Raw genomic sequence first — 20,070 nt, forward strand, 5'->3', positions numbered from 1 at the left:
CCAGCCAGGCCGGTCACCCCATGCACCGTGCCGCCCAGGTCGCCCGTCACACCACCGACACCGAGCCCGCCAACCGTGCCGTCCAAAGTCCCGCCGAGGTCACCGGTCACGCCGCCAGCCAGGCCGGTCACCCCATGCACCGTGCCGCCCAGGTCGCCCGTCACACCACCGACACCGAGCCCGCCAACCGTGCCGTCCAAAGTCCCGCCGACGTCCCCGATCACGCCGCTGACACCAAGCCCGCCGACGGTGCTGTCCAGGGTGCCACCGACGTCACCGATCACGCCGGCTGCCAGGGCGGTGACGCCGTGCGCCGTGCCGCCCAGGCCGCCGGTCACTCCGCTGACACCGAGTCCACCGACGGTGTTGTCCAAGGCGCCGGCCACGCCGCTGAGGCTCACGCCATCGAGGGTGGCACCCACGTCGCCGGTCACACCGGTGAAGCCGAGGCCGCCCATGGTGCTGTCGACGGTGCCGGCCACGCCGCCGAGCGCAAATCCATCGACGGTGGCACCCGCGCCAGCTCCGAGGCTGTCTCCGGCAAGAGGGGACGTGACGCCCTGGACAGGAACGTAGTCAGCGACCAGCGGAATGATGTCCTGCACGTCGACCGGGGTCACGTCGTTGAGGCCCGCGCCGTCCAGCGCAGCTTGCGGGTCCGCCTCGTACCCGGCCCGGGCGTCGACGTTGGTGAGCAGGCCGAATACGAAGTCCTGCAGGCTCTGCGGCGACACCATCCCAGGGGTTACGCCCATTTCGGCCGTCGACCCCGCGTTGGCGGTGGACTCGGTGGACGTCGAGTTCGCATCGGCAGTTACCTCCGTGTTCCCGGTCCAGTCGGCGGCAGAGGTGGAACTCACGTCGGCGGTTGAATTTGTGCTGGCGCTTTCACTCATGTTGCCGGTCCCTCGATTCGTGTTTTAGGACGTGGCCCAGACAAGATCGCCCGGCCCCGATCGACCGTAGGTTGAACAGCGGTATCGGGCATCGGGGGTGCACCCCAGCGTTGTCCCGCCGGGTTAGGGGCATGGGCGGCGTGTGGCGTTAGGGGATTACCGGGTTCTTGCGCGAAGACCCCCATCGATAGCCCCAGGGGGTGAGGCGCAGCAGTCGGTCAGCGAACCCTGACGGGGTCATCGAAGCAGCGTTGCCGACTGCACCAAGCTATGACTGTCGTTCAGACGGTTCACCTCGATGCGGCCACGCAGTGCGCTTCGCGGGATCGATGGCCACCGAACTCTCCGGGCGCGCCTTACCGGGCCGTTTACCGCCTCAGCGCCCGGCGCCTTCCCGGCACGACCACCGCATGGGGACCGCGTGCACCGGGTCCGAACGACGTGTTTGCCTCACCTCCCCACCGCGATGTGGCTGCCGCTCCCGCAGGTGCAGGCCGAGATCATGGCCGTGGTCACCGACCAGCCGTCGTGCCGGTCGGTGGCGGCGGTGCTCGGCGGCGAAATGTTCCCCAAGATGCCTGAGGGCTGACGCGGCCTCACAGACCTAGTCGCTGCCGGCCGGGGGCACCCAGATCGTCAGCAGATCGATCCTCGCGGCTCCTCGGCTGCGTGCACCAGGTCCACCTGATCGGCCTGACTACTTGACGACCCGCACGGTCCACTCAAGCCGGGGCCATCTGTGCCGGCAGTGCGGGTCAGGTGCCGGGGGGCGAGAGAACCTCGAGTATGCCGGTGATGCCCAGAACACGATGGGCGTTCCTGCTGGGATTAGTGACGACTAGCTGCCCGCCAGCTGCCGCTGCCGCTCTTCTTGCAGTGATCAGAGCGTTGATCCCGGTTGAGTCGATGAATTGGACCGCCGCCATGTCGACGTCAACCCGCCTCGTGGTCTGGATGGTGCGGTCGAGGAGGTCCAGGAGCTGGCCGGCTCCGTTCATGTCGATCTCTCCGGACAGCAGGACTGTGCTGTGGTCCTGGTCAACGCGGACCTGGTGCTGCCAGCTGGGCTGAAAGCTGGTCACTGGTTCTCCTCCCTAGGGCTGAGACCTTCGGTCTGCGGCGCGGCCGACTCGGACCGGCTATGGGGAGCGTCTAGGGGCTCCAAGCACAGTGTGACCGTGGCGGTCACGCCGTCGGGTCGCCGGACGAGGACGAGCTGGTCGGTCAGTTGGTGCGCCAACCAGAGTCCCCGCCCACCGGAGACATCGGGCCCCGGCAGCCGTATGGGGAGGCTATCAGCCCCCTTTCCCTGATCGGTGATCTCGCAAATCAGCACATCTTCCTGCCTGCACAGATAGAGGTGTCCTCTCCCGCCGCCATGACGCACGGCGTTGGCGACCAGTTCATGCACGGCCAACAGGAAGTCGAAGCCTGCATCACCCACTAGTCCCGCCGAGGCGATTGTCGCCTCAACGCTGTGCCGGAGCGCGGTCACCGTCGCGGCAATGAAGTGCTGTGACATCAGCAGCGTGACCGGGGCGTGGCGGGACCATGCCGGATCGTCCGGCTCAGGTGCCTCCGCGTCCTCGCTCATGGTCGCAGGCTACCCAGCCACGGCGTCACCGCGACCCTTGCTCGACGACAAGTAGCCCCAGCTCAACCCGCTTCTGGCCGATGGCCCCGCTCGGGCAGCCCGAACAGGCGCCCGTCTCGACCGCGCCGACGCCACTGGCGAGGCCGAGGATTTTGGTCCTTACCTCCCCGTCCTTGCCGCGGCCAGCCGATGTTTCATGGCCAGCCAGGGAAGGCGACGCAATTGAGCCGTGTGATGTCACTCTGCGACGTCTGATGGGGCGCCGGCTGTCATCATCGACGGCCTTCCGTGGGGGCGAGCTTCGCGGCGTGTTGCTCTCAAAGGGGCGAGGCGGGCGTTGCCGGTTGGCACAGCAACTTACCCGTGGCAGGGTCCTCACACAGGTAGCGATCGCCTTCGTGCATCCAGCCCCACAACCACTCGTGAAACAGCGGCTGCCCACAGTTCCGGCACGTCGCAGATCGCTGCTGCTCGGACGGTGGCGGCGGCGCCTGGCCCGCCCTCTCGGAGGCAGTGTCCGTCATCGTCTCCCCTTAGTTGTCGGCGGTTGACAGGACCGACCGTGTCGCCTCAGTCATGGCTACGTCCGGCAGGCCTGCCCGCATGCCGTTCGACAGAGCGGACGGGTCCCGCGGGTCCGGAGGCCCGCCACGGAAACGCGCACCCGACTTCAATAGGCAGGCGTCGAGAGCCACTGTGCTGTTACAAGAACCAGCCAGTCGGTGGAACTCTGGCGTCCGCCAACTTCCGGGGACGGACGCAGCCGCCGGTGAGGCAATAGATCTCGCCTGGGCTGCGCAGCGCTCCCCAAGCAGGCTTGTTCGCCCGCTGTGACGAGCATGGGCGCGACAAACTGACATTCCTGCCCAGTGGGCTACTTCGCGGCGTCGCCGGCCGGCCCGCCGCTTCCGTAACGACCGGTTAGTCCGCCGGCCTTCGCGGCCGCTGTGGCAAGCAGAACGATCAGCTCGTATGGGCAGGGCCGGATTTCGGATAAGTGGTGTAGCTGGGCTGAGCGGGGGCAACAACTGTCAGCATGAGTGGAGCGATCAGCAACGGTGCCCAAGTGCTCGGTGAACGGTACCGGCTGATCGAACAGCTCGGCGCCGGTGGCATGTCGTTGGTGTGGCGGGGTTACGACGAGGTGCTCGGCCGGCAGGTGGCGATCAAGATGCTCGCCTCACGGCTTGCCCGTGCGCGGTCCTTTCGGCGCCGGATCCGGATCGAGGCCCAGGCCGCGGCTCGGCTCAGTCATCCTCACATCACCAACGTCTACGACTACGGCGAGTCCGAGCAGGCAGGACTGACCGTGCCGCACCGCAGTCCACGAAGGTGGCGCCGGGAACGAGCTTGGACGTCAGATCCGGGTGGTTGAGATCGACACCGGTGTCGACAACCGCGATCACCACACCGGCTCCCGTGCTGGTCACCCAAGCCTGCTCGGCGTGGATTTGCCGCAGGCCCCACTGCTTGTCGTATAACGGATCGTTGCCAGCCGCCTGGACGGGCGTCCCGGCGACAGCCACGAGCACGGTGGCCAGCGTGGCACTGGCGAGTAACCGCGTGATCGACATAAGACCTCTCCTCAGGATGCGGGAGCTTCATCTGTAGATCGATGATCACGCGTGAAACGCAACAGCGAGGGCCGGCCGATCACCGCCAGGCGGCACCTCAAGCCGGGTAACCCGTACGAGCTGATGGCGGCGGTGCGTAGCCACTCCCGCCAGAGCGACCGCCGCCGGCGCGCCAACGCGGGTAGAGGCATCGTCGTCGATGGGAAGACACCCGCGGCGCCTTCGCGCTTCGCGACGGCACCGTCACCGGCCCGAATGGCGCAGGCCGTCGGATTAGAGACCCTGCCCGGCCCGTCCTGCCGTAGATGTCAGATGGACGGCCCGTGGCTCCAGCCTCTTCCTGGCACGGTTCCCTTTACGGGCCGAGGCGTCAATAGCACGCACGCCGGAGCCGCCTGGCCATCTACAGGCCACAAGCCGGTGGCTTCTCCGACCACATCAGGGGCATTCGAACAGCTCGTGCGCCAGGTCGTCGATGCCTGCCGGTGGCAGCCCGGTCGGGAGCGCCCAATCCTGCCATCCGGGCGCGACGCGCCCGATTCCGATCAGCGACATGCTGTGATCGGTCGGCTGCGTTCGGTACAGTGCGCATGATTGATCGTCGGCGATGGCCGAGGGTCGGAGGGATGCCGGGATGAGTCGACGGGGCGGGCGGTGGACGCGGGTCGCGCTGCGCCTCGGGCTCCTGATCGGCGGGGTCGTTGTGACGTGGGGCGCCCACGAGGCCGCCACCACCGCGACCGCCTACGCCGCGGACCGTCCGCCGGCCGCGCCGATCGACGCCGCTGTCGACCTGCTCGCCAACGTCCTCCGCCCAGTTCTCGAGGCCGCGACACCGCAGTCGCCCACCGCCGACGCCGCGTCCCCAGCCGCCCCGCCAATGGAACCAGGCTCCCGAGCGGTGCCACCACCGACCCGGATGGCACCGAGCCGCCCGACCCCGGACCAGGCAGTAACCCGACCGGGCTGGGTGTCCCCACCGCCCGTCCGCCACGCGGAGCCACCCGCATGGGCCGGCACGCCGAAGCCCGCCGCCGGCGACTCCCGCTCGGCCGCCGGGCTGCCAGACGGGACTGTGCTGACACCAGTGGGTGATGCCCTACGCTCGGTGGCCGAGCCGGTGCGATCCGGGGTGCTCGCCCCGGTGGCCGACGCGCTGCGCCCGGTTACGGGCCCCGTGCAGTCCGACGTGCTCATGCCGGTGGCTGACGCCCTCCGTCCGGTGACCCAACCGCTCACCCCGGTCCTCTCGCCCATCTGGCGAGGGCTGCAGCCGGTGCTCGCGCCGCTGGATCCTGTGCTCGAGACCCTCGAACCGGTGACGGACCTTCTGGACCCGCCGGCCACACCACCGGCGACAACGCCGCCGAGTAGCCCGCCCGGCGGCCCGGTGCGTGGCACCGGCCCGGGCTGCATCGGGCCTGCCACCGGACCGGGCGTCGCCGCGCCGGCCAAGCCCGCCGCAGGGCTCGACTCCACCCGCACCCCACCGGACTGGCACACCACCAGGCAGCTGTCGTCTCTGCCGGGCCTCGTTCGGCCGGACGCGCCGCACCTGCCCTGGCCGAATGCCGACTCCCCGCCCGCCCCCGGCACCAGTGGATCCGCCACGTCCGGTGCAGTACACGGAAGCCCGGCCGACGCCCCCACGTCGGTATGGACGCCACCCAGCCTGGCCGGCCGCCGCTGCCACCCGAGCGCTGGCGACGCTCTCCCGTCGCGCTCGCCCCGCCCGGGCACCCGGCCCGCCTGACCGGCGGGCCGTTCCGTGCCGTCCGCGGCACCGACGGCCTCTGCCTACCCCAATGCTTGACGGTCCTTGGTGGCCCGCGCCGGCCCGCGGTGGCCCGCGACGACGCCGGCATCCTTCCCGAGTATCCCATCACAATGGTGGCCAGGAGTTACCCATGAACGTGACCCAGCCCGTCGTCCGGGCTCGTTGGTGCGACATCGGCCGGATCGCCGATCTTGTCACCGAAACCCTCGCTCCCACCGGCCTCGGCGCCTGGCTCGTCCCCGACGAGCGATGCCGGCCGAACACCCTCGCCGCTGTGGCTCGGATCTGGATCGAACACGCGCTGCTCTTCGGCGATGCTTTCCTGCTACCGAACGGCACCGCCGCGACCGTCTGGTTCCACCGCTACCGGCCCATCCCGCCCCCAAACCGATACGCCGACCGGCTCACCGAAGCATGCGGTGCGCACCTGGATCGCTTCCTGCAGTTCGACCAAGCCCTCGCCGCGCGGCGTCCCACCGAGGCGCACAACCACCTGGCCCTGCTCGCCGCGCCGGGCCCGGCGGAGTCGGGCCACGCCGCGGCGGCCCTCGCCGGAGCGCAGCAGTGGATGGACACACTCGGCCTGCCCACGTACGCGGAGGTCTTCACCGACGACGACCGAACGCTGTTTCGGCACCACAAATACGCCGACAGGGACGCCGTTCCGCTCGGCGATCACACCATCGCGCACTCGATGTGGCGGTTGTCGCTGCTGTGGAAGGGAAGGTCCAGCCGTAACGTCCGCTCACCCGTGCGGCGTCCGCTGGTCCCACACAACAACCCGTCGGTCCGGTGGGCGCTGCGCTGAGCCACCCGATCTGGCCGGGATGGCCCCGCCATCCCGGCCAGAGGGCCAGGGCGTCGGCCGCCCGCTGTCCGCCTCGCCTGTGACCCAGTACGGCGCCTACCTGAGTTGGAACGGCAGCAGCGCCTTTGTGGGCGTACCTCTAAACCGATGCCCTCCCGGCTCATCGGCCCGGTCCCGCCTTCACGGCCCTTCGGAACCACTTCTGCCCGTACCGCGCTGGCTGATCGCACGGTAGGGGAAGAAGCCGCATCTGTTGCTGGACGTATGCCGTCCCAGAACTCTGCACTGCCCGGCGACACCGCCATCGCTGACCAACCGCATCTGCTACCCGGAGAACCGCGTGACCAACAACCTGCCCGTCTGTCGAGCCCACTGGCACGACATCCCTCACATCGTGGATCTTGTCGTCGGGCCCTTCACCGACAGCACGATCGGCGCATGGCTCGTACCCGACGAACACCGTCGGCGGGACATCCTCAGCGCCGTCGTCCGCGTCTGGACCGAATACGCGCTGCTGTTCGGCGAAGCCCATCTCCTGCACGATCGTTCCGCCGCCGCCGTGTGGCTGCACCGCTACGATTTAATCTCACCGCCGAGCGGGTACGGCGAGCGGCTCGCTGTCGCCTGCGGCGAGTACCTGGACCGTTTCCTGCACCTCGACGACGTTCTGCATACGCACCGACCCGACGGCCCGCACCACCACCTGGCGTTCTTCACCGTCGCACCGAAGCCGTACTGGGTCAGGCGCGCCAGCACCTTGCTCGCCACCAGCAACGCTCGAATGGGCCAGGCGCCGATGCCCATCTACACGGAGGTGACAACCCTCGTCGATCAGGACCTGTACTCACGGCACGGCTACGTTCCCCTCGAACCGTTCACTCTCCCCGACGGCAGCCCTACCTACCCCATGTGGCGCGCCCCAAGGCAGCGCCGACCCCGCCACCGTTCATCTACCCCACCCGCCCGCCCGGACCAGCGCGGCCCCGCCTTGAATGACCTTCCGATCCGGCTCATCCTCGACACCTCCGCCATCCTCGCGTTCACCGAGGGCTCGACCGCCGTGGGCGAAGCGATCGCCACGGTGGCCAGCGAGAAAGCCCTCTTCGGGCTACCCGTGATGTGCCTGGCCGAGGCAGCCCGATCAGTCGTCGACACCGACCGGCTCGACCTCCTGGTCAACCATCCGGCCGCCGCGGTGCTGACCGTTGACCCGCTCCAGTGGAAAGCCCTCGCCGCCACCCACCGCGCGGTGGGCCGGCTCGACACCGCGGACGCTCTACTCGCGGCAGCGGGCAACGACTGCAGGATTTTGTCCGATCAGCCCGGGCAGTAGCGGGTCCGACCTAGACAGGCGGACCTGTTAGCTCGACGAGTGGCAGGAGTTCGTCCGTTCGCCTGGCCGAGGCTGCGACCACCGGCTGCGTAGGGATCGAAGCCCCGGTGCTGCTCGCGGTCTGTCGGGGACTGCACCGTCCTGACGGGCAGCCAGGCCGGTGGACGGGGCTGTCCGACGAAGCAATCGAGTCACCGCAGCCTGGCCGCAAGGGGCCGACCGGGCTGCTCGTGCGAGCGCGGCAGCGGAGCGGGCGCGGCGGTCGCCGCTGGGAGGGCCTCGAGGGTGTCGACGAAGCGGTCGACGTGCCTGCCGTTGATCAAAGCGGCGTTCGACATGATCACCTCTCGATCGCTACTCGTCCATACGGTATGTATGCTGGCTGACCGAGATCTGCCCCTCCAACTCTCATGCCATCCCACCCATTCACCCTGGGTGACGCTGGCCAGATCGGAGTGACATGGGCTGCTCACACGCTCAGGGCTGTCCGCTCTTCCCGCTGCTCAACGCGAGCTTGAGCGCCTGGCGCAACAACTACTGCGACAGTGCGGAGGGATGGCTGACGTGTGCTCGGTACCAGATGTACAGGACAGGCCAGCTCGTGCCGATCACGCTCCTGCCGAATGGAGTCGACGCGTTCAGGCCCGCACCCGCGGCCGTACCCAGGTCCACTCAAGCGGTGAATGCACGCCCGTGGACATCAGCAACATCGCGAGAGGTATCGGATGGATTACCGGCTGTGGAAAGCGCAGGTGCTACGGAGCCGACTCCACCGGTAAATCACCCGGATCGGTCAGGCGCGCGAGACAAGGTCAGCGATGCATGGGTGCTTGCCGTCGCCGATGATGCGAAAGGGCGCGGCGGTGAACGGCTGCACTTGTGGGTGACGAGCCAGGAGAAGCGGTGGGATGCTCCCTTTCCCATCCCGCAGCCAGGGGAGCCTTCTCACGCCGACGGACCGGTGGTGGTCGCCGTCGCCTGGTTCGAGCCAGCCAGCGCCGCGTGGACGGAAACCCTCACGGGCTCACGGTGCGAGGCGCAGGTGGAGGCGGCGATCTTGTTGGGCCTGCCGCGCTGGACATCGGCGACACATCCGGCGAGGGTGACCACCTGGGGTGTGGATCTGCACGCTACGGGTCTCGGGTTGCATGACCCGACCGGTCACGTATTCGCCTACGGCGTCAACGAGATACCGTCCACTTGGACGACCGCCGCGAGGGCGCTGGGCGCCGTCGCCGCCGTCTACGGAGTTGGTCCCCGGCAGCGGGCAGGGCACCCCGAGCCGCTTCCGGCTCAACGGCTCACCGAGGCGCGACGCGACGGAACCGTCGCCGCCGCATGGATACCTCTGCTCGAGTGACAGGCCGAGGCCGCCCCCTTTGCCCGGCCAGCGTGCCGCAATCTCGCGGTCGCCGTCCGTGGTATACGCGTGCTGAAGACGTGTTCACGTGGATGAGGCCCTGTACCGTGCCGAACTTCGTGACGCCGGCGCGACAGGCGTCCGATGTCGACCTCGCGACTCACCTCTGCGCGGACATTCGGCTGGCCAAGTCGGCGACTACCCCGTCGAACTGTGCGGCCGCCGACGCGCTCGCCTGCCTGACTGCACCGGACTGCGCTTCCCGACTGGTCTCATCCACACGGCTTCAACACGTCCGCTGATCCACAACGCTTCCGGTGGCCGGAGGCGTAGGGCGCGCCGGCATGGAATCTGCCGGCCGCGCAGCGCGAACGCTCGGCGCGGCGACGACCGGGGCGCGGGGCTGACCCCGCGCCAGTCGGGCGAACCAGACGGCCGACGCAGACGCGCCATCGGCCACGGGCAACGGGCGTCCGACCGCCCGAGGCCGTAGTAGGGCGTGTCCAGGCCGTTGATCAAAACGGCGTTCGACATGATCACCTTTCGATCGCTATTCATCCATACGGTATGTATGCTTGCTGACCGAGACCTGCCTCTCCAGCTCATGCCATCCCGCCCAATCGCCTCGGGGTGAACGCTGGCCAGATCGGAGTGACATGGGCTGCTTACACGTTCGGGAGTGCCCCCTCTTCCCGCTGCTCAACGCAAGCTTGCGCGAATGGCGTAACTACTACTGCGACAGCGCGGAGGGTTGGCGGACGTGCGCTCGGTATGAGCGGTCCCGGACGGGGCAGCTCGTGCCGATCACGCTCCTGCCAAATGGAGCCGACGCGCTGCACCTGAGAGGCATGCCCGCCGCTGACGGGTCGGACACGGCCAGGCAGGCATCCCCGTCACGGCTCAATCCGGGGCCCTCACAGCGGTTCGAGCCGGTACCGGCCCGGGATCCCAACCCGGTACCGGCAGCCGCTCAAGGCTTCAACACCGGATCACCCGCACAGGGTCCGCACCTAGCCAGAACCCCATCGACCCCACCGGCGCCTCGGCGGGTCCGGTGGTGGACCCGACTCACAGATTGGCTGGCGACCTCCGCATGACTGGATACTGGCCGTGGTGGGCCGGGGCCGCCGGGCTCGCCCTCACCACCATCAACTACGCCGTGACGACCGATCGATCCTTCGGGGTGTCCGGTGCGTGGGACCGTGTGCTGCACTGGCGCGCAGAACGCCGTGTCGAACGGGTGAACGCCCAGTTCGCCGACGAACGTGTCCTCGCCGACGCTCTCGCCGTGGCCACCGCCGACCACTTCGGAGCCGGTTCGCCTGCGCCTGCCGCGCCTCGCGCTCCGCACGGAGACGCGCGGACACCGGAACAGGCGGTGCGGCCGCCGACGGCGGTGAGTTCCTCCATGGCGAGCATGCTCCCGGCGCCCTTGGTCAGCCAGGCCGCCCTGCTTCTGTCAATCTTCGTCGGCGGGTGGGTAGCGGCCGTCACCGCCGGCAGATTCCAGCTCCGCCTCGACATGGGCGACGCCTTCGGCCGGATCGTGACCGACAAGCCGATCGCAATGATCGGCGCACTGTTCGTCGGCGGTGTGCTCGTCGGCTTCGGCACCCGTCTCGCCGGAGGGTGCAGCAGCGGTCACGGGCTCAACGGCTGCGGCCGACTACAGCCGGTCAGCATCGTCGCCACTGCCGTCTTCTTCGGCACCGGCGTCCTCGTGTCGTTCCTGCTGTGGAAGGTGATCTGATGCGTACCCGGGGCGGGATACTCGTCGCCAACATCATCGCCGGGCTTGCCCTCGGCTTCACCGTCACGAACATCGGCTTCGCTGACTACGCCGAACTGAACCGCATGTTCACCTTCCAGGACCCTCGCATGTTCCTGGCCTTCGCCGGCGCCGTAGCGATCATCGTCGTGGTGTTCGCCGTACTGCGTGTCCGCCGCACCCCGGGACGCATCCACGCCGGCGTGATCCCCGGCGCGGTGCTGTTCGGTACCGGCTGGGCGATCTCGGGTGGCTGTCCGGCGATCCCGATCGTGCAGGTCGCCAGCGGGTACCTTCCTGCCCTGGTCACGATCGCCGGCGTTGTCGTCGGCATCCGGCTCTGCCGCTGGGCCAACACGAGGTACTTCCACCTCGACAGCGGATCCTGCGAACGGTAGCCGCGCAGAGGAACCGCGAGGCGGTCAAGAACGCCAGGAAGGGCGCTTAGCCAGGCGCCACGAGGCTGATCCCCGACGCCGGCCAAGCCCAGCTGTGGGGGATCACGGGCCCCCGGTGACCGCTCGGCTTCTGCGGCGCCCGGCGGGGTGATGGGCGCGGCGGCCGCGCCATGCTCACCGGTCTCGGCATACAGGTCTTGGGCGGTCGTTCGTTCCAGCCGTAGGGCGATGTCATCACGAGCGGCGACCAGTCGCGGGAGTGCTGCCGCTGCTGAGAGGCTGAGTTGGCAGGTTCCAACCCGGAGGCGCTGCCACTGCATTGCGGCGGCCCGGGCAGCGCGGCGGCGGGGTGCGGGGCGTCGAGTCAGCCGTCATGGCATGTCTCCGTGGAGGTGATGGTGCGCTGTTCGGTTGAGTGGGGCGGGACTGCGGGGGTCGGGCAGTCCCGCCCCGGCAAGGAGGCCGCGCACCCGACCTTTATCAATGAAAAGCGTTCTCCGGTGGTGCGGCATTACATGCTCCGCGCGGCGGCGTTGTTTTCACAGGCCGGACTGACCCGGCACGATGCGGCCGCGCGAAGCGGCCGCCAACTGACGGGTGCCCGCCATTGCCGGGCGGCAACGACCGCCATGGCGGCGGCCATCAGCACGGTCGGGGTGACCGGCCAGAGGGCCCAGCTGAGGAACGCGCCCACCGGCTTGCCTAAATATTGGCTGGCAACCACCGCGTAGAGGCCCGCGATCCGAGGGCGAGGGAGACGGCGGCGAGGATGCCGACGCTGATCTTTCCGCCTTCGGACCCGGCATCGGGGGTGGGGCTGTGGGCGGCGGCGAGGGAGTCGAGGATGGTGCCCGCACCGAGGCATGCCAGGAGGGCGAACACGGCGGCCATGGTGAGCTCGCCCCAGTTCAGGGTCACCCAGTAGTGCACATTCAGCGTGCTGTGTTGCTCTCCGGTCATGAGGCACTGCCAGATCAGGGCCAGGGACGCGAAGCCGGGCACGGCGATGGCGACGGCCCGCCGCACCAGCGGCACCGCCGCCTCCACGGCGCTCGCCATGCTGGGGTTGGCGACGCCGGCGTCCGCGGCGCCTCGGGCGGCAACGAGCGCCGGCTCCGTGACCACCGTCGGGGCGACGCCGCTCTGGTCGGCGATGAGCTTCTCCAGTTGCGGCAGGTGCGCGCCGCCGCCGACGCAGTAGACGCCGGCGAGTTCATCGGTGCTGATCTCGGCTGCGGTGACCGCCTCGCTGGTCAGGCGCGCAGCGCGCTGCACGACCGGGCGGGCGGCCTCCTCGAGCATGGTGTTGTTCACGATGATGGGTGGCGGTCGGGAAGCGGCACGGTCACGGTCGGGTGATGCGCCAAGGCTTCCTTCGCGGCTTGAACGCTGGCGACCACCGTCCACCGCGTTGCGCCATCACCGGTGTCCTCCGGCGTGGGGTCGCCGGTGAGGGACGCGGTGAGGGCTTGGTCGATGGCGCTGCCGCCGGCGGCCGGGTCGGCGAGGGTCGCGGCCCGCAGGGCCGCGGCGCAGGACACTGACCTCCGCGCCCGCACCCAGATCGCAGACGGCGATGAACGACCCCACCGGCCATCGCAGGCCGGCGGCCACCAGGTGCTCGGCGACGGCCACCGGCGCTTCCACCAGGCGTGGCTGTGGAAGACCTGCCCGGTGGGCGGCCTGCCGCATCCAGGTGCGCCGCGGCCCCCAGCGCGCCGGCACCACCACCCGCACATCCTGCAGCGGGCCGCCGGCGACCCGCTCGGCCTCGGCAGCGACGCGGCGCAAGGTTGCGGCCGTCAGGTCGAGAGCGTCAACGACGGTTCCGTCGACGGTGAGCTGGTCGTCGGTGGGGCGGCGTGGTGCCGGGATGAACCGGTTCGGTTGGTCCGCTGCGGCCTGCCAGGCCCGCTGCCCGGTCCACACGTCGCCGTCCGGGGAGAGGTAGACGGCGCTGGGCAGGTGTGGTGCGCCGTCGATGGACAGTGGCGACCAGCTGCCGTCGGGCCAGGCAAGGACGGCGACGGTGCTGGTGGTGCCGCAGTCGATTGCTAGCCGCGCCTCCCCCGCCTGCTTGGGCATAGTCAAACATGAACGTCTCGCTTACGTCACCCCGCCGCTACAGTCAGGAATGGGGCCGTCCGCTTTGCTCCTCGTGACGTCGCATCGGTGGACTTGTGCGCAGGGCGTCCTGACCTTTGCCGTCGTCCTGCGTCGGCCGGTCCTGCGTGGTACGTCAGTCGGATGGAGGTGTTGTTGCGCGGCGGGCCAGGCGACGGGCACGTCATCGACGGGGGCGGCGAGTCCGTGGTGTGGGGTGCGTGCCTGTACGAGCGCACCTCGGACATCGGGCGGTCCCGCGGCTGGGACCTGCGCGTGTACCAGCACCGGACCGACTGTTGCCAGCGGTACGGACGCGGCTCGGAGGACCGCTGCGAATGACGTCGACGGGTGGACGGCACAGCATCCTCAACCAGTCAGCCCAGCGACTGGGTTCCTGCCGGACGTGCACGTCGTCGCCGACTGCGTCGAGGGGGCCGGGTCGGCGGGCTCCATGTGCAGGGGGCACTCCGCTTTGGCGACGGCGGTCGCCGCAGTGGTCCCCGGTCGCCGAGGCCGATGAACCCGATCGGAGGTTGCGCGGTGGTCGTGTTCACGACGCGATTGCGTTCAGTTCGGTCAGCGCGTCCTTGGGAAGGGTCAGCGCAGCAGCGGTGACGTTTTCGCGCAGGTGCGTGACGGATGAGGTGCCGGGGATGAGCAGGAGGTTCGGGGAGCGCTGGAGCAGCCACGCCAGCGCGATGGCCATCGGTGTGGTGTCGAGGCGGTTGGCGACGGCGTTCAGTTCCTCGGACTGCAGTGGGGAGAAGCCGCCGAGCGGGAAGTAAGGCACGTAGGCGATGCCCTGTGCGGCGAGGGAGTCGATCAGGTCGTCGTCGTTGCGGTTGGCGATGTTGTAGAAGTTCTGGACGCATACGATCGGCGCGATGGACTGTGCTTCGGCGATCTGCTCGGCGGTGACGGTGCTGAGACCGAGGTGCTTGATCAGGCCCTCCTGCTGCAGCTGCGCGAGCGCGGTGAACGGCTCGGCGATGGGGCCGGGAGTGGGTCGGTCGAGCCCACCGACGCGCAGGTTGACCACGTCGAGTGCGTCCAGCCCGAGGTGATCCAGGTTGTCGTGCACAGCCTGGCGCAGCTGCCCAGGCGTTAGCGCCGGCGGCCAGTTCCCCTCGGCGTCCCGCAACGCTCCGACCTTCGTCACGATGTGTAGATCGTCAGGGTAGGGGTGCAGAGCCTCCCTGATGATCTCGTTGGTGACATACGGGCCGTAGTAGTCGGCGGTGTCGATGTGGTTGATGCCCAGGAGAATGGCCTCGCGCAGCACGGCCACGGCAGCGTCGCGGTCGGCCGGCGGGCCGAACACGTGCGGGCCGGCCAACTGCATCGCGCCGTACCCCATCCGGGTGACTGTCAGATCCTTCGCCAAGGTGAACGTCCCGCCAGGCGGTGGGGTCGATGTCATGAGAGTTCCTCTCCTCGTTGTCGCAGGTCCACGCGCTTCCCGCCGACGCGGGCGCCAAACCGCGGTGGCCGCCAGAGGTGATGGCTAGCGGCGGATATCAACGAGTTCCCATGGGCCGGTCGCGGGACGTAAGCAGGACTCGCGAATGGCGCTAGGGAGCCGTCTTCTGACGCGATTGGGAGCCGAGCACACCGATTTTCTGCTCCCCCTACACCCCGAAGCCCTGCGGCGCCCCGCCGGCATCGTCGTGGTCCCGCTTCATGTGAGTGGTCGATCGGCGAGGCCGCTACCTCGCCGGACCCTGCTGCGCGGCCTGCTGCGCCGCCGCCACCACAAGCTGCACGACACCGACCCGGAACGGATCCTCGCGCTGGTCGAGTCGGGGCGTACCGCCCGGTCGGACGCGGCTGAGCTGACCGAGCTGGCCGTCTCCGCGGCGGCCGGACTGATCGCCGAGGAGCCGTCGTACGCGAAGCTGGCCGCGCCTGGCTCGGGTCGCTGCGCACGGCCCGCCCGGCGCGCCGATCTGACAGGGGCCGGCCGAGCTAGGCCCTGGTTCGCCGCTACTGGTGAGCAGGGCGGCACCCGCTGGCTAACCAGAAATCAGCCGCCTCGCGGGCTACCTGGCTAGGAGGACGACCACCATCGCCAAGCACCCGAGCAGTAGGGTCACTGCGCCGAACACCGCATAGGGCCACCACTCCCCCGAGCGTTGCGGCTGTTGGGGAAGTGGCCGGGTTGGCAGGTTCCAGACGGCAGGTGCGGCAACGCCGTTGCGGCTACCCGGCCAGCGCGGCGGCGGGGTACGAGGTGTCGAATTAGCCAAAGGGATGTCTCCCGACGGGCTTCATGGTGCGCTGTTCGGACCAGGTACCGGGCGAGATCGCGGGGGTGGTGCGGTCCCGCCCGTTCGTCAGGCCGCGCACCCGACCTTTCCATCATTTACAGGCGTCGCGGGAATGTGCGGCGCTACATCTACACTCGTCCGGCGCCGCCCCCTTCGCCACCTTCGCCGCACTCACCGTGCGCGACCTTGGCCCGGGTACAGCCAGGAGCGGCAGGACGTAGCGGTGGGCACAAGTGATGATCGGTTACTCCGTTCCGCCCGGGCTGGGGACTTATCAGTCGCACACCACGCCGTCCTTGTTCCGGTCGATGTACCAGGCGTACTCGGGGTCGACGCCGCGATAGTACGGGCCGTAGCCGGCGTTGTTGGCCTCTTTGCAGGTGCCGAATCGCGGGTCGGTCGTGGGCGCGGGTGGAGGCTTCGGCCGAGAGCTGGTGGGCGCCGGCCGTGGCGTGGTGCTGTGGGTGGCGGTCGGATTCGGCCGGGCTGATGACGGGCTCGGCCGCGCCGCGGACGTCGTCGGGGTAGATCGTGTCGGGGTGGGCAGTTGCTGGAGGACGTTCGAGTCGGTGGTGGCGGTCGCGTCGCCGGAGGGTGCAGCGGCGGAGGGGCCGGCCTGGGTGGGGCTGTTTCCGGCGGAGGGGCGGCTCGGTTCGTCGTCGTTGACGGCGATGAAACCTCCCCAGCAGCTGAGACCGAGGAGGACGGAGGCGGCGATCACCCATGGGACCGCCTTCTTCCTGCCTGCTGGCGGGGGTTGGTAGATGGGTAGCTGCACGGTGTCGCCCTGCGGCGCCTGATCGGGGTCGGGTGTCATCAGTGGCGGCTTCCCTGTCGGTTGGGTAGGAAACGAATCTGGTAGGCCAGGGTCCGGGCCCGGCCGACGGGCACCAGTATTTCCTGCCTTCCTGCGCCGTCGAGGCCCGTGTTGAGGAGCACGGGTGTGGCGCCCGTGGCGGTCGGCTCGGTGAGAGCGACCCGCAGCGTCACCTGGTTGGGCGCCGGCGTCGACGCGCCGCGCTGTGCGTCATGTGCGTCCAAACTGCTGCACCTAGGGCAGGCCGGGTCCGTGAGTGCGGGCGAAGAGCGTGAGCGGCACCTGCACCCCGGCCTGGCCGGGTCAGGGAAGCGGTGGCAGGTCCGCGAAGGTGGTTGGCCGAGGTGGTCTCTGAACGGTGATGCGGCCGACCGCGACCTGCCAGGAGGCCGCCGCACGATCGGCGGCGTAAGCGACTGCCCGGCCTGCGGCTATGGGAGCGGTGGTGATGTCGTCGGCCATAACGCTCAGGGTCACCTCGCAGGTGTTTGTTTCGATCATTCCGCGAACGGTCGGCGCGATGACGCCTTCCCACCGGCGCTGAAGCTGCGTCAGCTGATCGCGCAGATCGTCAATGAATGCCGGCAGCGAGGCGTCCTCGGGTGCGGGCGGGCTGAACGCGCGCATCGCGGCTAGAAGCTTACGTCGGAGTCGCCAACCTCGATGCGGCGCGGAGTTCTACCGTTCGTCTGGTCGGACATAGATTCGCGGCGACAGCTATGAGCCCGATGCTTCCCGGAGCGGCTCGGGTGCTGGCTTCCGGATCCTTCGCGGATCCGCTTACGGAACACTTGCCGCCGCGACCTTCGCTGGATTAGCCCACCATGGGACCGTGACCAGCACAGCCGAGGCCGCATAATCACGAGACTTGAGTCATCATGCCCCGCCGACTTGCCCGCCAGCAGCCACGACCACCATAAATCCACGCGACCTGACCACGTCCTTCAACAGGCTCTCACCGGTCACCAGTCGTATCAGTCGTTCTCACTGGCAGTGGTCAGGGGTGGACCTGCGAGCCGATCCCCCGGTCCAACCGGAGCGACTGGAGGATCATGAACGTGGTGCTGGTGGTGAACTCCTCGATGTCGGCCGCGGCCAGCACCCCGGTGTACTTGTCGATGACCGGTGCGGCGGCGCGGTCGGTGACCGCGTTCAGGTAGCCGCGGATTCCGGCCCACACGTTCTCCCGGTACTTGCCGAAGTACGGCGTCGGGTCTATCGAGGCCAGCGCGGCCTTGCAGCTCTCTGTCCGCCGCAAGGTGATCTGCTCGACGAACGCGATCGAGTCTCTCAACGTCCGCTACCGACGTGCGGTCAAGGCCCGGGGCCACTTCCCGAACGAGCAGGCCGCGTTGAAGTGTCTGTACCTGGTGACCCGCCCCCTGAGACCCACCGGAGCAGGCCGGACCCGATGGACGATGCGCTGGAAACCCGCGTTGAACGCCTTCGCCGTCACCTTCAGCGACCGCTTCCCAGCCGCTGAAACCGACTAACCAAGATCGCCGGAACCGCCTTTAGCGAGACAGCCCTCTAAATCAGCGATGGGATCGAGGTGCCTGCACCGGCGAGCCTCGAATTGCTACGTCCGGTATCGGATGATGTGGTTGACGTAGGCGTTGGTCGGACGGGTTTCCATGTCCCCGCCATCGGAGATCAGGTGTTGGTGGGATCCGCCGGGGTCGGTGTTCCCGCCGTCTTCGTTCCAGATACTTCGGGTCGAACCGGCTACGGGTGTGGATGAGTTGTCTTCCGGGACGCCGTACACCTGGTGGCTGTGTCCGCCGTCGGTGTCGAGCGTGAGCGCTTGCCGCGGTCGGCCGGTGGCGTGGGGCTGCTGGGAACCGCAGCGGTCGCCGACCGCGCCACCGGGAGCGGGTTCGCTTCGGCTGCCGGCGTCGGGGTCGCGTCCGGTGCCGTCGTCCACGCCGCGAAGTAGGTAGCCGCGGTAGTCGGGCAGGTTGAAGGTGGTGGTGCCGTCGCCGCTGCCGTGCAGGGTGCCGATTACCGTGAAGAGCTCGGGGTGGTCGGCTCGGCCGAGGAGCCTGCCGTCGCAGTACATCCAGCCTTGCTCTTGCAGCCCGTACTCGTCGATAGGGTTGCCAGCGCTGTATGGCAGCACCGTTCCGACGACGAGGTGCCCCAGCGGAACGACGGGCACGTCTTCCTGGCTCATCCGTTGCTCCTTAGGAACGCGTGCCGTAGTAGATCAGGTAGTTCTGGTAAAGATTCACCGGACAGGTGTCCCTGTCACCGCCGCTGAGTGCGTGCTGGTGCCAACCGTTGCTGCTGGTCTCGCCGCTGCCGTCGTTCCAGCCGGCGTAGTGCGACCCGGCGGCCCATGGGTGGGAGTTGTCGTCGGGCAGGTTCGGCACCCAGTGATGATGGTCTGGGCTGTAGTCGCTGGCGAAGCGTTCGCCACCGGGTCGGGCGGTGGCCTTCGGTTGGACGGAGCCGACCCGGTCGCCGCTGAGCCCGCCGGGGTTGGCTGGGGTGCGCGTGCCGGCGTCGGGATCACGGCCGGTTCCGTCGTCGACGCCGCGATGGAACCGGCCGCGGTAGTCGGGCAGGTTGAAGGTGCTGCTGCCGTCTCCGCTGCCGTGGATGTCGCCGATGACGCTGTAGAGGCAAGCGTAGGTGGAGCGAGACACGGCGCTGCCGTCACAGAGCAGCCATCCCTCGGGGGCGGCCGCGTTGCCGGAGACGATCGCGCCGTAGCCGACGACCGCGCCCACGAGCACACCGTCGGCGCTGACGACCGTGGCCGGTCCTGGCTGGGAACTTGTTGTCATGGCGGGCCTCATCCGTCGAACTTGATGATGAAGTACACGTACTTGTTGATGGGTCGGCTTTCCGCGTCGCCACCGCCGGTGATGGTGTGCGTGTGCGCTCCGGTGTCCCAGATCCACCGGCTGTCGTTCCAGATGCCGTAGTGGCTGCCGATGACCGCCGCTCCGGTTTTGTCCGCCGGCATGTGCGCGACGGGATGCTGGTGAGCCCCGCCGCCCTCTACCGCGAATGCTGTGGCCGGAAGGGCGGTGTACCAGTCCTGGACAGATCCGGGATTGTTGCCGGCGAGAGCGCCGCGTGCCGACGCGGCCCGTTCCCCGACGTATGGGTCACGGCCGGCACCGAGGTCGACGCCTCGGCCGAACCGTCCGCGCAGGTCCGGCACCCGGAAGGTGCCGTTACCGCTGCCGTAGTTGCCGCCGATCGCGGCGTGCAGGGCGGGATAGTCCGCCTCGGTCAGTTCGGCGCCGTCGCAGTACAGCCAGCCCTGTGACCTGAGCCAAGGAATGTCGAGCCTGCCGGCGAAGGCGGTGATGGTGCCGATCGGCACCGGTGACGGGTCGGCCGCCATGCCAATTCCTCTCG

21 protein-coding genes and 2 pseudogenes are annotated in these 20,070 nt (G+C 68.9%); 10 read left to right on the forward strand and 13 right to left on the reverse strand.

The genetic code is table 11. The annotated features are described in order from the left end of the window. The 3 genes from ACIBBA_RS12580 to ACIBBA_RS12590 all read right to left on the reverse strand — a co-directional run. The coding region (locus ACIBBA_RS12580; protein WP_396696589.1) for an IniB N-terminal domain-containing protein at positions 1 to 896 on the reverse strand (896 nt) is incomplete at its 3' end. Positions 897 to 1,651: 755 nt separating this feature from the next. Then, the gene (locus tag ACIBBA_RS12585; protein WP_396696591.1) at positions 1,652 to 1,978 is read right to left on the reverse strand and encodes an STAS domain-containing protein; all 327 of its coding nucleotides are present in this window, start codon (positions 1,976 to 1,978) and stop codon (positions 1,652 to 1,654) included. Further along, complete coding sequence (locus ACIBBA_RS12590) at positions 1,975 to 2,490, reverse strand: ATP-binding protein (RefSeq protein ID WP_396696593.1); 516 nt, start codon at positions 2,488 to 2,490, stop codon at positions 1,975 to 1,977. The genes ACIBBA_RS12585 and ACIBBA_RS12590 overlap by 4 nt, the downstream gene beginning before the upstream one ends. A gap of 1,036 nt (positions 2,491 to 3,526) precedes the next feature. Here ACIBBA_RS12590 and ACIBBA_RS12595 point away from each other — a divergent pair. Next, positions 3,527 to 3,808, forward strand: a pseudogene (locus ACIBBA_RS12595) (serine/threonine protein kinase); the annotation flags it as partial. On the opposite strand, the gene ACIBBA_RS12600 reads toward ACIBBA_RS12595, so the two are convergent. After that, entirely contained in the window at positions 3,753 to 4,064 is a 312-nt protein-coding gene (locus ACIBBA_RS12600) for a S8 family serine peptidase (RefSeq protein ID WP_396696595.1), read from the reverse strand. The pseudogene ACIBBA_RS12595 and the gene ACIBBA_RS12600 overlap by 56 nt on opposite strands. A 1,907-nt stretch (positions 4,065 to 5,971) precedes the next feature. Between ACIBBA_RS12600 and ACIBBA_RS12605 the strand changes: the two genes are divergently transcribed. From ACIBBA_RS12605 to ACIBBA_RS12630, 6 genes are all read left to right on the forward strand, one after another. Next, positions 5,972 to 6,649, forward strand: a complete 678-nt coding sequence (locus ACIBBA_RS12605; RefSeq protein WP_396696597.1) for a hypothetical protein — start codon at positions 5,972 to 5,974, stop codon at positions 6,647 to 6,649. Between the two features lie 340 nt (positions 6,650 to 6,989). Continuing rightward, the gene (locus ACIBBA_RS12610; RefSeq protein WP_396696599.1) at positions 6,990 to 7,982 is read left to right on the forward strand and encodes a hypothetical protein; all 993 of its coding nucleotides are present in this window, start codon (positions 6,990 to 6,992) and stop codon (positions 7,980 to 7,982) included. 826 nt (positions 7,983 to 8,808) lie between these two features. After that, positions 8,809 to 9,342, forward strand: a complete 534-nt coding sequence (locus ACIBBA_RS12615; protein ID WP_396696601.1) for a hypothetical protein — start codon at positions 8,809 to 8,811, stop codon at positions 9,340 to 9,342. A 1,075-nt stretch (positions 9,343 to 10,417) separates the two neighbouring features. After that, a complete protein-coding gene (locus ACIBBA_RS12620; protein ID WP_396696603.1) occupies positions 10,418 to 11,092 on the forward strand; it encodes a YeeE/YedE thiosulfate transporter family protein in 675 nt (224 codons plus the stop codon). Further along, entirely contained in the window at positions 11,092 to 11,508 is a 417-nt protein-coding gene (locus ACIBBA_RS12625; protein WP_396696605.1) for a YeeE/YedE thiosulfate transporter family protein, read from the forward strand. The genes ACIBBA_RS12620 and ACIBBA_RS12625 overlap by 1 nt, the downstream gene beginning before the upstream one ends. Before the next feature lie 386 nt (positions 11,509 to 11,894). Then, positions 11,895 to 12,239 (forward strand): hypothetical protein, encoded by a 345-nt coding sequence (locus tag ACIBBA_RS12630; RefSeq protein ID WP_396696607.1) that lies wholly within the window; start codon positions 11,895 to 11,897, stop codon positions 12,237 to 12,239. Here the strand turns inward: ACIBBA_RS12630 and ACIBBA_RS12635 are convergent. Continuing rightward, a complete protein-coding gene (locus ACIBBA_RS12635; protein ID WP_396696609.1) occupies positions 12,211 to 12,822 on the reverse strand; it encodes an Hsp70 family protein in 612 nt (203 codons plus the stop codon). The two genes, ACIBBA_RS12630 and ACIBBA_RS12635, sit on opposite strands and share 29 nt — an antisense overlap. A 105-nt stretch (positions 12,823 to 12,927) precedes the next feature. Then, positions 12,928 to 13,593 (reverse strand): Hsp70 family protein, encoded by a 666-nt coding sequence (locus tag ACIBBA_RS12640; RefSeq protein ID WP_396696611.1) that lies wholly within the window; start codon positions 13,591 to 13,593, stop codon positions 12,928 to 12,930. Positions 13,594 to 13,755: 162 nt separating this feature from the next. Here ACIBBA_RS12640 and ACIBBA_RS12645 point away from each other — a divergent pair, with 162 nt between their 5' ends. Next, positions 13,756 to 13,953, forward strand: a complete 198-nt coding sequence (locus ACIBBA_RS12645; RefSeq protein WP_396696613.1) for a hypothetical protein — start codon at positions 13,756 to 13,758, stop codon at positions 13,951 to 13,953. A 211-nt stretch (positions 13,954 to 14,164) separates the two neighbouring features. Here ACIBBA_RS12645 and ACIBBA_RS12650 read toward each other — a convergent pair whose 3' ends face one another. After that, a complete protein-coding gene (locus ACIBBA_RS12650; RefSeq protein ID WP_396696615.1) occupies positions 14,165 to 15,034 on the reverse strand; it encodes an aldo/keto reductase family oxidoreductase in 870 nt (289 codons plus the stop codon). A 262-nt stretch (positions 15,035 to 15,296) separates the two neighbouring features. Here ACIBBA_RS12650 and ACIBBA_RS12655 point away from each other — a divergent pair, with 262 nt between their 5' ends. Then, entirely contained in the window at positions 15,297 to 15,665 is a 369-nt protein-coding gene (locus tag ACIBBA_RS12655) for a hypothetical protein (protein ID WP_396696617.1), read from the forward strand. 490 nt (positions 15,666 to 16,155) lie between these two features. Here ACIBBA_RS12655 and ACIBBA_RS12660 read toward each other — a convergent pair whose 3' ends face one another. From ACIBBA_RS12660 to ACIBBA_RS12670, 3 genes are all read right to left on the reverse strand, one after another. Next, entirely contained in the window at positions 16,156 to 16,698 is a 543-nt protein-coding gene (locus ACIBBA_RS12660; RefSeq protein ID WP_396696619.1) for an excalibur calcium-binding domain-containing protein, read from the reverse strand. Between the two features lie 303 nt (positions 16,699 to 17,001). Further along, a complete protein-coding gene (locus ACIBBA_RS12665) occupies positions 17,002 to 17,325 on the reverse strand; it encodes a hypothetical protein (RefSeq protein ID WP_396696621.1) in 324 nt (107 codons plus the stop codon). Between the two features lie 370 nt (positions 17,326 to 17,695). Continuing rightward, on the reverse strand, positions 17,696 to 17,992 hold the full coding sequence (locus ACIBBA_RS12670; protein ID WP_396697064.1) for a hypothetical protein: 297 nt from the start codon (positions 17,990 to 17,992) through the stop codon (positions 17,696 to 17,698). Between ACIBBA_RS12670 and ACIBBA_RS12675 the strand changes: the two are divergent. Beyond that, positions 17,952 to 18,191: pseudogene (locus ACIBBA_RS12675) on the forward strand (transposase); the annotation flags it as partial. The gene ACIBBA_RS12670 and the pseudogene ACIBBA_RS12675 overlap by 41 nt on opposite strands. An 86-nt stretch (positions 18,192 to 18,277) precedes the next feature. Here ACIBBA_RS12675 and ACIBBA_RS12680 read toward each other — a convergent pair. The 3 genes from ACIBBA_RS12680 to ACIBBA_RS12690 all read right to left on the reverse strand — a co-directional run bounded on the left by ACIBBA_RS12680 (position 18,278) and on the right by ACIBBA_RS12690 (position 20,056). Then, positions 18,278 to 18,871, reverse strand: a complete 594-nt coding sequence (locus ACIBBA_RS12680) for a phage tail protein (protein WP_396696623.1) — start codon at positions 18,869 to 18,871, stop codon at positions 18,278 to 18,280. A gap of 10 nt (positions 18,872 to 18,881) precedes the next feature. Further along, the gene (locus tag ACIBBA_RS12685; RefSeq protein WP_396696625.1) at positions 18,882 to 19,430 is read right to left on the reverse strand and encodes a phage tail protein; all 549 of its coding nucleotides are present in this window, start codon (positions 19,428 to 19,430) and stop codon (positions 18,882 to 18,884) included. Between the two features lie 65 nt (positions 19,431 to 19,495). Further along, positions 19,496 to 20,056 (reverse strand): tail fiber protein, encoded by a 561-nt coding sequence (locus ACIBBA_RS12690; protein WP_396696627.1) that lies wholly within the window; start codon positions 20,054 to 20,056, stop codon positions 19,496 to 19,498. Between the last annotated feature and the right edge of the window lie 14 nt (positions 20,057 to 20,070).

This window comes from Micromonospora sp. NPDC051006 (assembly GCF_044456245.1).
In the GTDB taxonomy this organism is placed as follows: Bacteria; Actinomycetota; Actinomycetes; order Mycobacteriales; family Micromonosporaceae; genus Micromonospora.